The sequence below is a fragment of the Streptomyces sp. NBC_00154 genome, assembly GCF_026342835.1.
Taxonomy (GTDB): domain Bacteria; phylum Actinomycetota; class Actinomycetes; order Streptomycetales; family Streptomycetaceae; genus Streptomyces.
Window position 1 is genome coordinate 3,712,687 of the sequence record NZ_JAPEMI010000001.1, and the last position, 14,032, is coordinate 3,726,718.

The following is a 14,032-nucleotide window of genomic DNA, read 5'->3' on the forward strand; positions in this document are numbered from 1 at the left end:
CGGCACCTCCGGCTGTGTAGCTGTGCGTATCTACTGCTCAGCAGATTGCCACCCATGGGTCGGGTCGCGCTGGGAAATGGCCACACGCAGGCGCGCGGGGCAGCCGGTGGACCGGCTGCCCCGCGCGTGGTGCGGCTCCCGAACCGGGTCTTGGGGACGTCGGCGCGGCGGTATTCGGTTGTCCCGTCGGTGCGGTGCGGTCCGCTGCCCTAGTGGGCCGCGGTGTGCACCATGCTGTCGCGGCGTGACTGCGACTGCACTTGCGGTTGCAACGGCGCTCCCGCCACCTGGTTGCGGCGCGGCTGTGCGACCGCCCCGTTCTGGACGTCCATCACGGCGTGCGCCACGAGGCCGCCCATCGGGTCGTGTCTGATCAGATCCCGGAGCCGGGAGCGCGATGAGCGCCCCTCGTTCCCGGGGTAGAGGTGCTTGCCGAGTCCGACCGCGTGGGCCAGTGCGGCGAGCGCCGCGGTCCGCGGGTCCGGCGGTACGCCGGTGCGGATCGCACTGTCCAGCCGGGATCTGATCTCCCGGCTGATTGCCGTGTCCGTCGCCTGGTAGCGAGTCGTCGGCAGCACCCCGCACATCTGTCCCGCCACGGCATGCACCATGCCGCAACGCTCCAGATGCGAGAGATAGGTCTGACGCAGCCCCAGCCGGGGCCCGCCAATCCAGTGGACGGCCCGGACCGGGCTGCCGCGTCGGCGCAGCAGTTCCAGTGCGGAGTCCAGTGTCGGATCTCCTGTCGGCCGTGGCATCACCACGGCGATACGATCCCCATCAGGGGCTATCCGTCCTGCCAGAGCCAGCTCCACTAGCTGAGCTCCGGCGAGGCCGAGGTCGAGCGACTGCGGCTGCGCTGTGGTACCCGTGGTCGGGTCCAGAGCGAGCAGCAGAAGCTCCTCCGGAATTGTTCTGCGGCTCCTGCCCATCCATGCCTCCCCGCGTGGATGAATGACAGGGTGACCCCTCTCACATTGGTCTGTCGAGAGCGCCTGGGTACTTCGTACGGGAACCAGTAGGTATGTCGTTCTCGTCTAGCAGCCCGGCCGAGGGTTCACACAGGACACTGGTAGCTGGTTCGGACAGTGCGGGGGCGTCCCCGCGGCGCATGGAGGAGGCATCGGTGGCGGGCGAGTCCCCCGACAGGTCGGAGCAGCAGAAGTCGTCGGGCGCGGCTCGGAGCGAACGCGATCCGCGGCTGACCGTCTTCCGTGAAGCGGCAGCCGCGGCGGATGCCGGAACCGCGACTGGAACCGGCGGCAATCCGGATACGGCAACGGCGGTGTTCCGTACGAGGCCTGCGGAGGCCGGTGAGGACGAGGGGCAGGACTCTCGCGACGGCCTCGGCAGGAACCTCGACGGGTCGAGGAACGGCTCTCACGGCTCCCGCGGTCCCGAGAGGACCGAGAAGGCCCCTGAGGCCCCGGAGACGGCCTCCGCGCCGGAGGAGCCGGAGGAGTCCGAGGAGAGCGCCCGGGCCCCGGAGACGGCCGGGTCGGCCGATGGGGCGGGAACCGGGACCGCACCCGAGGAGAGCGACGTGCGGTTGCGTGCCGCGGTCGCCGCCTGGGTGGGGAAGGGCACCGCCGGCGCGAAGACGGCCGAGCAGGCCGAGAAGGGCGAGAAGCCCGACACGGTCGCGGTCACCGAGAGCGACGACGTCACGGGGAGCGACACCCCCGAGCCCGTCGACGAGGCGGGTGACAGCGGGACGACGTCGGTCGGCGCGACCGGGGACGGGCAGGACGAGCCGGTCGCGTCGGGCGCAGCCGATGCCGGCGCCGAGGACGAGGACGACGCCGACGAGGCACGTGCTGAGGGTGCCGGGAAGCCTTCGGCGTCCGACGACGCCGAGGCAGCGGACGAGGGTCCGGGCGAGAACGCGGACGAGGCAGAGGACGAGGAATCCGACGGCGCCGCCGACGAGGCCCGGGTCCCCGGTGCCTCCGAGGAGAGCCCCGAGGGCGCGGAGAGCGTCAAGGCAGCCGATGCCGCCGAGACGTCCGAGGCCGCCGAGTCTGCCGGGCCCGCCGAGGAAAAGCGCACAGTCGATCAGCCCACGGCTGTCTTCAGGACGGTCCGGCCGAACCGGGTCGACCAGCCGACGACCGCGCTGAAGATCACCCCGCCCGCGTCGAAGCCGGAGCAGAAGCCTCAGCAGAAGCCGGAGGCCGAGCCCGGGAGTGCCGCCGAGCGCACCAGCCAGTTCGTGCCGCTGCGCCGTGACGAAGCGCGGCCCGCCCCCGCCGTCCGCAAGCCCGAGACACCCGCAGCCGCACCCGCGTCGGCCGCCGCCCCGTCGCTCAGCGGCGCCGAGCGGACCCGGCAGCAGCCGATGCCGCCCCGGCCGCCGCTCGACCTGCTGGCCGAGCTGACGAACACGCCTCCGCCGCCGGAGACGCCCGTCCGTACGGCCGTGCGCCGGGTCAAGATCTGGACCCCGCTCGTGCTCCTCCTGCTGATCGTCTTTGCGATCGTGCAGGCGGTGCGCCCGCTGCCGACGCCCGAGCTCCGGCTGACGGCGCAGCCGACGTACACCTTCGAAGGCGGCAAGCCGTCACTGCCGTGGCCGAACGAGGGCCAGGGCTACATGGCGGCGACCGGCCTCGGCACAGTGGACTCGTTCGGCGAGCAGAAGGCTGTGCCGATCGGCAGTGTGGCCAAGGCGATGACCGCGTACGTCGTGCTCAAGGACCACCCGCTGAAGAAGGGCCAGGCCGGTCCGTCCATCACGGTCGACGCCAAGGGGGAGTCGGACGGCAAGCTGGACGCCGCGGGCGAGTCGACGCTCAACACCGTGAAGGCGGGGGACAAGCTCACCGAGCAGGAGGCCCTCTCGGCCATAATGATCCCGTCCGCGAACAACATCGCGCGGCTGCTGGCGCGTTGGGACGCGGGTTCCGAGAAGGCGTTCGTCAAGAAGATGAATGACACCGCCAAGTCGCTCGGCATGAAGAACACCACGTACACCGACCCGTCCGGACTCACCGCGACCACGGTGAGTTCGGCCGAGGACCAGGTGAAGCTCGGCCAGAAACTGGTGGAGATCCCGGCGCTGATGGCGATCACCAAGCTGCCGTCGTGGACCGACCCGTCGGGCAAGAACTGGCGGAACTACAACACCCTCGTTCCGTACAACGGCGCCCTCGGCATCAAGACCGGCTCCACGAGCAAGGCGGGCGGCAACCTGCTCTTCGCCGCGCACAAGATGGTCGGCGACACCGACCAGCTGATCGTCGGCGCGGTGCTGGGCCAGCACAAGGCGCCCATCATCGACACGGTCAACGCGGTCAGCAAGGACGTGATGGTCGCGACCGAGGACCTGCTGAAGAGCGGGAAGGTGGTCAAGAAGGGCGATGTCGTCGGCGCGGTCGACGACGGGTTCGGCGGTACCACCCCGGTCGTCGCGACCGAGGACGTGGCGGCGGTCGGCTGGCCCGGTCTGACGGTCAAGCTCGAACTGACCGACGACGGGAAGACGCTCCAGCACTCGGCGGCCGCCGGAACCCACGTCGGTACGCTCACCGTCGGCGAGGGCTCCAGTCAGGTGAAGGTGGCGGTGGCGCTGCAGAGTGATCTGAGGGACCCGTCCTTCGGCGAGAAGCTGACCCGAATCAGCTGACGCGGACGGGGGAGGGGGTGCTGTTCCGCGGCATCCCCTCCCCCGTTTTTTCGGTGCCGTACGGGCACCGCCTTCCCCTTTGGGTACGTGTTAGCGTCCCCGGACAACCGGGGAGCGCCGGACGGCGTCCTCACAGGTGGTACGGAGACGGGGAACGGGGCCGGCGGAGACGGGGAGAAGCCGTAGTGACCACCGCGGAGCCGAGACCCGGCTGTGAGGCGGCCGGGAACAGCGATGTGCGAGGCGACGTGACGAGCGGCAGTGGTGGCAGCATGAATGTCCGGCTGCCCGCCCCGCGTACCCCGGAACCGTGGGCCGCGGCGCCGAAGCCGCCCGCGCCGACCCGCAGTCGGCAGGCCCGCACCCGGCAGCTGCTGCGCCACCCCGTCACCGTTGCGACGGCGGCCGCCGCGGTCACCCACATCCTCTGGTTCTTCTTCTTCGCGAACAGTGGCGGCGACCTCGCGGCCCAGGACGCCTGGGCCGAGTTCGTCGGCCGGCATCCCGGTACCGCGTACAACCTCGCCTGGTACGGGGGCATGCACCCCGTCTCGTACAGCGTGGTCTCGCCGTATCTGATGTCCGTGCTCGGCGTCCGTACGACGATGATGATCGCCGGGACGGTGTCGGCGGGACTGACTGCGTTGATCGTGGTGCGGGTCCGGGCCGTACGCAATCCGCTCGCCTGCTCGCTCGCCGGAGTGTTCGCGTACCTGTGCAACGCGCTGTCCGGGCGGGTGACGTTCGGGCTCGGCATGATGTTCGCGCTGGGCGCGGTGGCCGCGGTGTTCTGCTGGCCGTACCGGTGGCGCCACAAGCGCTGGGCGAAGGCGGCCTTCGCCGCGCCGCTCGCCGGGCTGGCCACGGCGGGCAGCCCCGTCGCGGGGCTGTTCCTCGGTGTGGTGGCCGCCGCGCTGTTCCTGAACAAGCGGCGCCCCGGCGCGTACGCGCTGGGCCTGGCGCCGGTCGTCGTCGTCGCGCTGTCGGCGTGGCTGTTCCCGTTCTCCGGCACGCAGCCGATGTCGCTCGCGACGCTGTCCCTGCCGTTCGTCTTCGCCGTTCTCGTCCTCGTCCTCGTGCCGAACGAGTGGCGCACGGTCCGCACCGCTGCCGCCGTCTACGGGGCCGGGACGCTGCTGACCTATGTGGTCGACTCGCAGATCGGCTCGAACGTCACGCGGATGGCGATGCTGTTCGCCGGGGTGGTGCTGCTCGCCGCGCTGCCGTACACCGTGCCGCGTTCGCGGCGCTGGTACGCACTGATCCTGGCATTCGTCGGCATGAACATCTGGATCGGCGTCAAGGGCGTCGACGACATCGTCCGTACCGCCCCCGCCGCCTCCTGGACGCGGGAACTGGCCCCGCTGGTCAACGAGCTCCAGGAGGTCGGCGCGGAACGCGGCAGGGTCGAGGTGGTGCCCGCCAGCAGCCACCGCGAGGCGTCCGCGCTCGCCCCGTACGTCAATCTGGCCCGCGGCTGGAACCGGCAGGCCGACATGGAGCGCAACCCGCTCTTCTACGACGACACGCTGGACCCCGTGAACTACCGCCAGTGGCTCGACCGCTGGGCGGTGCACTACGTGGTGCTGCCCAAGGGGGAGCCGGACTCCACCGGCGCGGTACAGGAGGCGGCGCTGGTCCAGAAGGGCCAGCCGTATCTGAAGGCCATCTGGTCCGACTCCAACTGGCAGCTCTTCGCGGTCGACAGCCCGGTGCCGCTGGCCGACCCGCCGGCGACGGTGGACCGGGCCGGTGCGGGTGAGCTGACCATCCATGTGAAGCGGGCGGGCCGGGTGCTGATCCGGATCCCGTACTCGCGCTGGCTCGCCCTGGTCGACGGCGAGGGCAAGAGCGTGGAGCGGCCGCAGGAGACCGAGGCGTCCAAGCGGCGCGCGGACCAGGACAGCCCGCGGACCTTCGTCAACACGAACGGTTGCCTGCTCAAGGTGGACGAGGACGAGGACGGCGACGAGTGGACGGAACTGCTCGCGCCGCGCCCCGGGGTGTACCGGCTGGCGGCCCCGTACCAGCTGTCGCCCGGTACACCGTGCCCGGAGGAGCTGCGCTGAGGAGGGCGCCGACAGGGAGCCGCGGACAAGGAGAGAGCGAGCAAATCGTGCACGGTCTCTCCCTCCGGGGGCGTAGCCCTGGCATGGTGTGCTGCCATGAGGTGCCAACGGTGCGGCAGTGAACAGCGGGGCGTGCTGCCGGGATTGGTCTGTCCGGACTGCGGATCGGTGGCCCGCCCGGTCGGCGGGGACGGTTCCTGGATCGCCCGTGAGACGTTCGCGGGCCGGGTCTCCACGCTGCCACGGAGTAGAAAGGCCCTGCTGGTGGCCGGAGTCGTGGTGGTGGCCGGCTCGCTGGTCACGGGCGCCTCGCTGCTCGCTTCGGGCGGCGACGACAGCGGCCGCCGTACGGGGGCGGTGGGGCGCGTGGGTGTCCCGCGGGACGGCATCGGGGGCGGCGCCCCGACCCGGATCGGCCCGTCCGGAACGGAGAGCCCGGACCCGGCGCCCGCCTCCTCGAATTCGTCGTCACCACCGTCGCCTCGGCATCCGGCGCCCAGCCCGCCCCGTACCTCCGAATTCCCATCGGGCAAAGGCGGTTACACGTACACCGCCTGGGCCGGGCCCGGCTGCTCGACGGGCGAGTACCACGAGCACGGCCGGTTCGAGGACGGTGACGACGGCTGGTACACGGTCGACTCCGGCGGCTACCGGGGCAGTACGTGCGACGGGCGGTTCAGCGCCGTGCCGATGTCGGGCAGCACGACCCAGGACCGGGGCAACACCGCCACCTGGTCCTGGCACCTGGGCGGCGGCTACCGCGAGTGCGCGCTGACCGTCTTCGTGCCGGACAGTGGCCGCGACCGCGATGTGGCGGGGAACCCCACCGTGTACCGGGTGCTCTCGAATCCGGACGACGCGGACTCCGCGTATACGGGCTTCGCCGTACGCCAGACCGCGCACCGCGGCACCCCCGTCGATGTGAGCAGCTACCCGGTCAAGGGCAACACGTTCGCGGTGCAGCTGATCGACCGGGGGCGCGACTGGGGTGACGCGGAACTGGTGGGCGCGCATCACGCCGCGGCGCAGTTGAGGGTGAACTGCCGCTGAGGCCGACTGCCGAGGTGTCGTGCGGAACGGCAGGTATCCGTCCGACTCGGGAGCCATAGTGGACGCATGAGCCTGACCACCGACGGCGAGCCGCCCGGCCCTGTACGGTTCCACCTTTTGTGCGATCGCCGGGGTTGCCAGTCGCGGACCGTGTTCGACATGGTCATCGCGGACCCGCCGCCGGACATCGAGTCCGACCTGTTCGGCCACGTCCTCCACAGCGCGACCACTGCCTCCCCGTACATCGAGGAGCTCGGCTGGAAGTACGTCCAGCAGGAGGGCTACTGGTGCCCGAGCTGCGCAGCCCCGGGCCGTCGGCCGAGAGCGAGGGGCGTCACGTCGTCCTGAGGGGCGCAGCGCATCGCGGCACGGTTCGGCGACCACCGAAGAGTCCCGCCTCTAGCGTCGGACCATGACGACAACGACCGGCTCCACCTCCGGCACCGCACCCGACTCCACCCCGGTGACCGACGACCGCGACCCCGCCGGGATCGTCGCGGACATGGTCGACCACGTGCTGGCCATCGCCGCGACCTGGACGGCCTGGGACGGGCGTCCCATCCCCGCCGACGACCGCGTCCACACCCCGCACAAGGCGATCCGCCGCGTCGCCGACCATCTGGTCGACCACCTTGCCGAGATGGAGGCGCGGCTGGTGGGGGAGGAGACGCAGCCGGACCACTGGCATGCCTCGGCGGCCACCACCGAGGCGGACCTCGCCCCGTTCACCGGGGCCGATCTCGACGAGGCCCGCAGCCGGCTGACCCGACTGGCCAGGATCTGGGTGAACCGCCTCGACGCGCTGACGCCCGAGCAGCTGGACCGTTCTCCCGGAGTCGGCTGGACGTTTCGCCAACTCGCCTTCCACACAGCGGAATCGACCTATTACGCGGAGGCCGTAGGAGACCTCACACCCGACCGCATGCCCGAGCGCGCCGAACGGACCCCGACACCATGACCGACTTCGCAGCCTTCACGGCGTTCACTTCCCTGCACCGTGCGACGACCGCGTCACCGTTGCTGCTCCCCAACGCCTGGGACCACGCCTCGGCGACGGCCCTGTGCGAGCAGGGCTTCCCCGCCGTCGGCACCACAAGCCTCGCGGTGGCCGCGGCGGCCGGACTGCCCGACGGTACGGGAGCGACCCGCGCGGAGACCGTGCTTCTGGCCCGGCGACTGGGCGCCGGGCCGTACCTGCTCTCGGTGGACGCCGAGGGCGGGTTCAGCGACGACCCGGCCGAGGTGGCCGAGCTGGCCCGTGAACTGGCGGCGGCAGGGGCGGTCGGTATCAACCTGGAGGACGGCAGGGGCGACGGCAGCCTCACCCCGGTGGAGCTGCACGCGGCGAAGATCGCGGCGGTGAAGGCCGCCGTCCCGCATCTCTTCGTGAACGCCCGCACCGACACGCACTGGCTCGGCGGCCGGGAGGCGACGGTGGCCGCAGCGACGGGCCGGCTCGATGCATATCAACAGGCGGGCGCGGATGGCGTGTTCGTCCCCGGCCTGACCGACCCCACCGCGATCGCGGCCCTGGTGAGGAGCCTGGAGACGCCCCTCAACATCCTTTACTCCCCGTCCGGGCCCACGGTCGCCCAGCTCGGCGAACTGGGGGTGCGCAGGGTGAGTCTCGGCTCGCTGCTGTACCGGGCGGCGCTGGGGGAGGCGATGGTCGTGGCGGCGAACATCCGGTCGGGCCGGCCGGTGGACGGGGACGTACCGACGTACGCACAGGTGCAGAGCCTGAGCGTACGTGGGCACGACCCGGGCCCGGGCTCCTGCTGAGCCCGGGCGATCAGTTGGCGAAATCGTCGCCGAAGTAGGAGATCCCGGCAGGCCCGCCGACCGATCCCGGGCCGAAGGCCGTCGATCCGGTCGCCGTGATGTCGCTGGTCCCCGTCTTGAACAGCCAGACCGAACCGACGCCGTTGTTCTCAGCGGAAGCACCGGCCACCAGTTCCGCGCGGCCGTCGTTGTTGCTGTCCGTGACCCATACGGAGCCGCCGAACTCGTCACGGGCCTCGGCGGCGCCGGGGACCCCCGCCGTGTCCTGGGAGAAGCTCTTCGAACCGGTGCCGGTCAGTCCCTTGGCCGAGCCGCGCAGCACGGTGACCGAGCCGGCCGACTGCTTGGATCCGAGGGCTTCGCCCGAGGCGCCGACGGCGACATCGGCGTACCCGTCGCCGTTGGTGTCACCCGCGGACACGCTCCACCCGAAGCGGTCGTTCTTCTCGGCGGTGCCCGGGACCGAGGCGGTGTCCTGGGTGATCCGGACAGGGGTCCGGGTGGACAGGCCGGAGGCGCTTCCGTACGTCACGGTGACCGCACCGCCCGGACCGCCGTTCGGCTCCTCGGCGGACTTCTCCATGAAGTTGCCGGTGATGATGTCCCCGTAACCGTCCTTGTCCACGTCGGCGATGGCCGCCGCGTAGCCGCCGGCGAGCTTGCTCGACGCCTTGAGGCCGGTGGAGCTGCCCTTGTAGAGGACGCTGCGGGTGGCGTACACGTTGCCGCTCTCCTGCTGGCCCATGACGAGGAGGTCGGCCGCACCGTCCCCGTTGACGTTGCCGGCGACGAGCTTGTCCGGGTAGATGCCGGTGGCGGCGGTGGTGTCGATGCCGACGAGGGCAGCGGCCTTGCCGGTACGGGAGATGGGGCCCTTGAAGATGTTCAGGCTCGGGGTGGAGTTGTTGCCGGCGGCGAGGTCGGTGTGTCCGTCGCCGTCGAAGTCGCCGGCCGCCAGGGCCCAGCCGAGTTCGTTCCGGTACTTGGGCAGCGGGGACGCGATGTCGGTGCCGGTCGTGAGGCCGGTCGCCCCGCCCCAGATGACGGTGAGGACACCGAACGAGTCGGTGGAGCCGATCCGCTCGGAGTGCACGCCGACCACGAGGTCGGTGTACCCGTCGCCGTCGAGGTCGCCCGTGGTGAGCCGGTCACCGAAGTAGTCACCGGCCTCCGGAGTGCCGGGGATGCCCGTGGTGGCCTGGCTGATGACCTTGTGCTTGGACTTGTCGAGGCCGCTCTTGGTGCCGTAGACGACCGTGACGTAACCGGCCCCTTCCCTGCCCGAGATCTTGCCGATGGGCGCGGCTATGACGAGGTCGCGGTAACCGTCGCCGTTGAAGTCGCCCTGCAGCCTGGAAGGCGCGGCGGAGGCGCTGCCCGCGCCGGCGACGAGCAGCGCGCCGGTGAGCGCGGCCGCGGCGGCGGTAGCGGTGGCGATACGGAGGCTCTGGTGCATGCGGATCTTCTTGTCCTGCGGCAGGCCGGATGCCGGTGGTACGGCATCGGAATTCGGTTGATCGGTCGGCGCCGGTGCACATGTGGGCAGGCGTTCGGGCGCGTACGCGTGTACCCACGTCGCTCGGTGCAGATGAGGACTGCTGGAGGGCCTCCAGGGTTGTACGGGACAGGTGTGCCGTCACGTATCCCTCATCCGGGGACCCCTCAGCCGACCGGAACCCGCCACCTCGGCGCGACTGTCCGTCCGTGGCGTGGGCCTCTACCGGGGCTCGCGGTCTTCGATCCCCTCGGTCGCCGGTGCACGGTCGGCGCGGTGCGCACGGGAGCCGTGCACGTCGAGCACGGCCTGGAACTGCTTGCCCGCCTCGCGGACGCGGCCTGCCGCCAGGTAGGCGCGGCCCAGGCGGCTACGGATGTCCATCTCCAGCCAGTCGTAACTGGGTTCGGTGAGGGGGGACAGCAACTGGAGCTGTACGAGGGCCTGATGATGGAGGGCCATGGCCGCGCTCAGGTTTCCCTCGCCCTGCTCCGCCGTGCCCAGCCGGGTCAGGCTGCGCGCACAGAGGAAGATGTCCCCGGCCTGCTCGACCAGGTGGACCGCCTCGCGGAGCGAGCCCTTGGCCTCACCGTAGTGGCCGAGGCGGAGGTGGACGTCGGCGGCGCAGCTCAAGGGTCTGCCGAGCATGCGCGGCCTGCCGTCCGTCTCGGCATGGGCGTAGGCGTCGGCGAAGCAGGCCAGCGCCTCCTCGTTCCGTTTCCCGAAATAGTGGGCGAGGCCGAGGATGACGAGCGCCATCGAGGCGACCCAGTCCCTGCGCAGTCGCTTGGCCAGGTCCACCGCCGCGGTGACATGGCGAATCGCCCGGTCGCCCTCGCCCACACTCAGGTCGAGAGCGCCCAGCCCGGCGTGGGTCCGGGCCTCTTCGCACGGGTAGGGGCGGCGCCGGCCGAGGTCCAGTGCCTCGGTGAAGTAGGTGCGCGCCTGCGCGTACCGGCGTTGGTGTACGGCGGTGTAGCCCAAGCAGTTCCGCAGTGCGAGGACCATCCGCTCGTCGGTGGCCCCGTCCACGTGGTCGAGCGCGATCTCAAGAGCCGTCTGGCACTCGTGGTAGCGGCCTTGCCGTACGAAGTAGTCGACCAGCGCCTCGGCAATCCAGCAGGCGTAGTCGGCCTCGCCGAGGGCCGCGGCATGTCCGACGACGTCGGCGAGCTCTCCACCGGCCGCGTCCAGCCAGGCCTCCGCCTCCTGCCAGGTCGTGAACGGTGCTCCATCGGGCTGAGGTCCGGTGGGGAAGCCGCGGGAGCCCCAGTCACTGGCGATCCGGGCCGCGTCCAGGTGAAGGCGGAGTGCGGCTGTGCGCGCGGCGGCGGCTTCGGCGGGCGCTGCTTCCGCGAGGTGTCGTGCGTGCATGCGAACCAGGTCGTGCAATCGGTAGCGGCCCGGACGCGGCTGCTGCAGAAGACTCGTGTCGACCAGGCTTTCCAGGATCTGCTCGGTGGCGTGGGACGGCCCATTGAGCATGGCCGCCACCGTCAGCACGTCGAACTCGACCGTCGGCGCCAGGCCCAGGGCGCGGAAAACGCGCTGCTGCTCGGGTGCGAGATGTTCGTACGACAGGCTGAAGGCCGCCTCCACACTGCGATCCCCGACGCTCAGTTCGCCGAGCCGGTTCTCATCGCCTGCCATGCGGCCCGCCAGGTACCCCACCGTCCAGGTGCTGCGGTTCTGCAGCCGCGACCCGGCGATGCGCAGTGCCAGCGGCAGCCCGTCGCAGAGCCCGACCAGCTGCTGCGTCGCCTCCGGCTCCCGGCCCGCGCGCTCCTCTCCGATGATGTGCGCGAGCAGGGACACCGCGTCCCCGCTGTCCAGGGGCTCCAGGGTGACCCGTCGGTCGGCGTCCACTTCGGCCAGCCGCCGTCGGCCGGCCACCAGCAGCCTGCTTCCCGCTCCGGCCGGCAGCAGCGGTCGTATCTGGTCGGCGTCCAGGGCGTCGTCCAGCACGAGGAGCAGTCGCAGCGGGCTGGTTGCCGCGCGCCAGACGGCGGTGAGCTCCTCGAGGTCGCTCGGCAACTCGCCTTTGGCTGCGCCGAGCGATCGGAGCAGTCGCTGCAGCGCCTGCTCCGGCGATTGGCGGCGCTGTGTGCTGTGCGCGCGCAGGTCCACGAACAGGCAGCCGTCCGGGTAATGGGCGCTGAGCTCCCGGGCCGCGCGCACGACGAGCGCGGTCTTGCCGACCCCGGCCGTACCGTCCACCGTCACGATCGATACGGATCCGGGCGCGGAAGGCGCGATCAGCTGCGCCAGCTCGGCCTCCCGCCCGATCAGGCGGCCGGCGTCGCCCGGCAGTTCATTGACTGTGCGGCCGAGCCGGGGCCGGGTGGAAGGAGCGGCGGAGCGCGCCGTGGCCGGACCGAGAAGGCGTTCGTCGTCCCGGCGCAGCACCGCTTCATGCACGCGACGGAGCTCATCGCCGGGATCGACCCCGAGCTCGTCGCGCAGCCGCTCGCACTTTTCCTGATAGACAGTCAGTGCCTCCGCCTGACGTTCGCTGCCGTACAGGGCGCGCATGCGCAACGCCACCAGCGACTCGTCGTACGGACTGGACGCCGACAGGGCGGCGAGGCCGTCCAGGGCATCGGCGTATCGGCCGAGCAGAACCAGGCACTCGAGCCGTTCCACTCGAACCCTGAGCAGGCGCTCCAGCAGCCGCTGCCGTTCGACGTCGGCGAACGGTCCGGGCAGCCCGGCCAGTGGCTCGCCGTCGAACAGGGCGAGTGCGGCCGACAACCGGTCCACCGCGGTGGCCGGGTCGCCGGAGGCCTTCGCGCGCCGAGCGTCGTCGATGTGCTCGGCCAGGTCTGCCGCATCGAGCTGGACACCGTCGGCGACGAGACGGTACCCGCCCCCTTCCCCGCGGATCAACGAATCCGCCGGCCCGGTGCCCTCCGCGTCGAGGACCCGCCGCAACTCGTAGATGTAGCTGGGCAGTACCTTGCGGCCGGTCTTCGGTGGCTCGGCCCCCCAGATCCCGTCGAGCAACTGCTCGTGGCTCACCAGGAAGCCCGGACGCAACGCCAGCGCGGCCAGCACGGCCTGTCGCCGGACGGGCCCCAGGGGCAGCTGCGCCCCGCCACGCCAGGCCCGCACCGGCCCGAGCACGGCAAGCCGGAGCCGTCGACAAGAACCCGCGCCCACCCGAAGCCTCCGCTCCGCTCCGCGCATCATCAGAATTTCATTCGCATTGCAGCGTGTGCCGCCATGGTTTGCAAGTGCCCATCGAAATTCCGGGGTTCAACCGCAGGGGAGCACCGGAGGGCGCGCTGTGCCGGGCGGCGGCCGTTGGCCGGGGAAATGGCCGCCGCCCCCCGAGGAAGGAACACGGACGTGACCGTCATCGACAGGTCTCTCACGAGGTTGCTGAAACAGCGGAGGCTCTTCCTCACGCGCGAGCGGAGCGATGCCGCGGAGATCGTGTACGTATGCGTGGACGACGGGCTCCCCGGTGGCTATCCGGTCGGCTACGTCATCCCGTCCCGTGCGGGGACCTGGTTCGCGTACGCCCGAGCCCGTCCCGGCCGCGTCTTCGCCAACGACCAGGTGGACGCCGGACTGCTGAGTGTCGAAGAGGCCGTGCGCGCCGTCCTCGATCACGCCCGCTACGGGGACGTCCTGTTCGCCCTGGAACAGCGAGCCGGCTCCGGCGCCACGTACACCGCCGAGGTGCGCCGGGCCCACGCCACCTGGCTCGCCGCGCTCGCCGAGCCCGAAGGCATCACTCACCTCGGCAACGGCAGGGTTCGCTTCACCGGCCCCGCCGTCGCGTATCTGCGCGGTCTTCCGGAACGCCTCGGCTGCCACGTGGACGACGAGGACCGGATCCGGCTGGCGGGGGAGTCGTACCGGTTGGTCCGCGAGACCCGGCACACCGGCGAAGCACGCCCTGACGGAGGAATGGGCTGACCGAGGCCGAGTTGGTGGCCGCGGCCCCGGCGGCGGGGCGGCGGGGATCTCGGACACGGCACGCGGAGCCGGCTCGGTGAGCGACCT

The 14,032-nt window shown here is 71.3% G+C and carries 10 protein-coding genes; 7 read left to right on the plus strand and 3 right to left on the minus strand.

The window, feature by feature from the left end:
- Positions 1-209 precede the first annotated feature (209 nt).
- The gene (locus tag OHA03_RS16745) at positions 210-932 is read right to left on the minus strand and encodes a GPP34 family phosphoprotein (RefSeq protein ID WP_267004648.1); all 723 of its coding nucleotides are present in this window, start codon (positions 930-932) and stop codon (positions 210-212) included.
- A 194-nt stretch (positions 933-1,126) separates the two neighbouring features.
- Between OHA03_RS16745 and OHA03_RS16750 the strand changes: the two genes are divergently transcribed.
- The 6 genes from OHA03_RS16750 to OHA03_RS16775 all read left to right on the plus strand — a co-directional run bounded on the left by OHA03_RS16750 (position 1,127) and on the right by OHA03_RS16775 (position 8,526).
- Positions 1,127-3,625, plus strand: coding sequence for a D-alanyl-D-alanine carboxypeptidase (locus OHA03_RS16750; RefSeq protein ID WP_267004649.1), 2,499 nt, complete (start codon positions 1,127-1,129; stop codon positions 3,623-3,625).
- A 185-nt stretch (positions 3,626-3,810) separates the two neighbouring features.
- Entirely contained in the window at positions 3,811-5,694 is a 1,884-nt protein-coding gene (locus tag OHA03_RS16755; RefSeq protein ID WP_267004650.1) for an MFS transporter, read from the plus strand.
- A gap of 96 nt (positions 5,695-5,790) precedes the next feature.
- Complete coding sequence (locus OHA03_RS16760; protein WP_267004651.1) at positions 5,791-6,744, plus strand: adhesin; 954 nt, start codon at positions 5,791-5,793, stop codon at positions 6,742-6,744.
- Positions 6,745-6,810: 66 nt separating this feature from the next.
- On the plus strand, positions 6,811-7,092 hold the full coding sequence (locus OHA03_RS16765) for a hypothetical protein (protein ID WP_267004652.1): 282 nt from the start codon (positions 6,811-6,813) through the stop codon (positions 7,090-7,092).
- A gap of 154 nt (positions 7,093-7,246) precedes the next feature.
- Entirely contained in the window at positions 7,247-7,702 is a 456-nt protein-coding gene (locus OHA03_RS16770) for a hypothetical protein (RefSeq protein ID WP_267008067.1), read from the plus strand.
- Positions 7,699-8,526, plus strand: a complete 828-nt coding sequence (locus tag OHA03_RS16775) for an isocitrate lyase/phosphoenolpyruvate mutase family protein (RefSeq protein ID WP_267004653.1) — start codon at positions 7,699-7,701, stop codon at positions 8,524-8,526. Before OHA03_RS16770 ends, OHA03_RS16775 begins: the two co-directional genes overlap by 4 nt.
- Positions 8,527-8,536: 10 nt before the next feature.
- Here the strand turns inward: OHA03_RS16775 and OHA03_RS16780 are convergent, their stop codons facing one another.
- Together OHA03_RS16780 and OHA03_RS16785 are read right to left on the minus strand one after the other, a co-directional pair.
- Positions 8,537-9,982: an FG-GAP and VCBS repeat-containing protein gene (locus OHA03_RS16780; RefSeq protein ID WP_267004654.1), complete on the minus strand. Its 1,446-nt coding sequence runs from the start codon at positions 9,980-9,982 to the stop codon at positions 8,537-8,539.
- Positions 9,983-10,243: 261 nt separating this feature from the next.
- Positions 10,244-13,132 (minus strand): BTAD domain-containing putative transcriptional regulator, encoded by a 2,889-nt coding sequence (locus OHA03_RS16785; protein WP_267004655.1) that lies wholly within the window; start codon positions 13,130-13,132, stop codon positions 10,244-10,246.
- A gap of 237 nt (positions 13,133-13,369) precedes the next feature.
- On the opposite strand from OHA03_RS16785, the gene OHA03_RS16790 reads away from it, so the two are divergent.
- The gene (locus tag OHA03_RS16790) at positions 13,370-13,945 is read left to right on the plus strand and encodes a hypothetical protein (RefSeq protein WP_267004656.1); all 576 of its coding nucleotides are present in this window, start codon (positions 13,370-13,372) and stop codon (positions 13,943-13,945) included.
- Positions 13,946-14,032 lie beyond the last annotated feature (87 nt).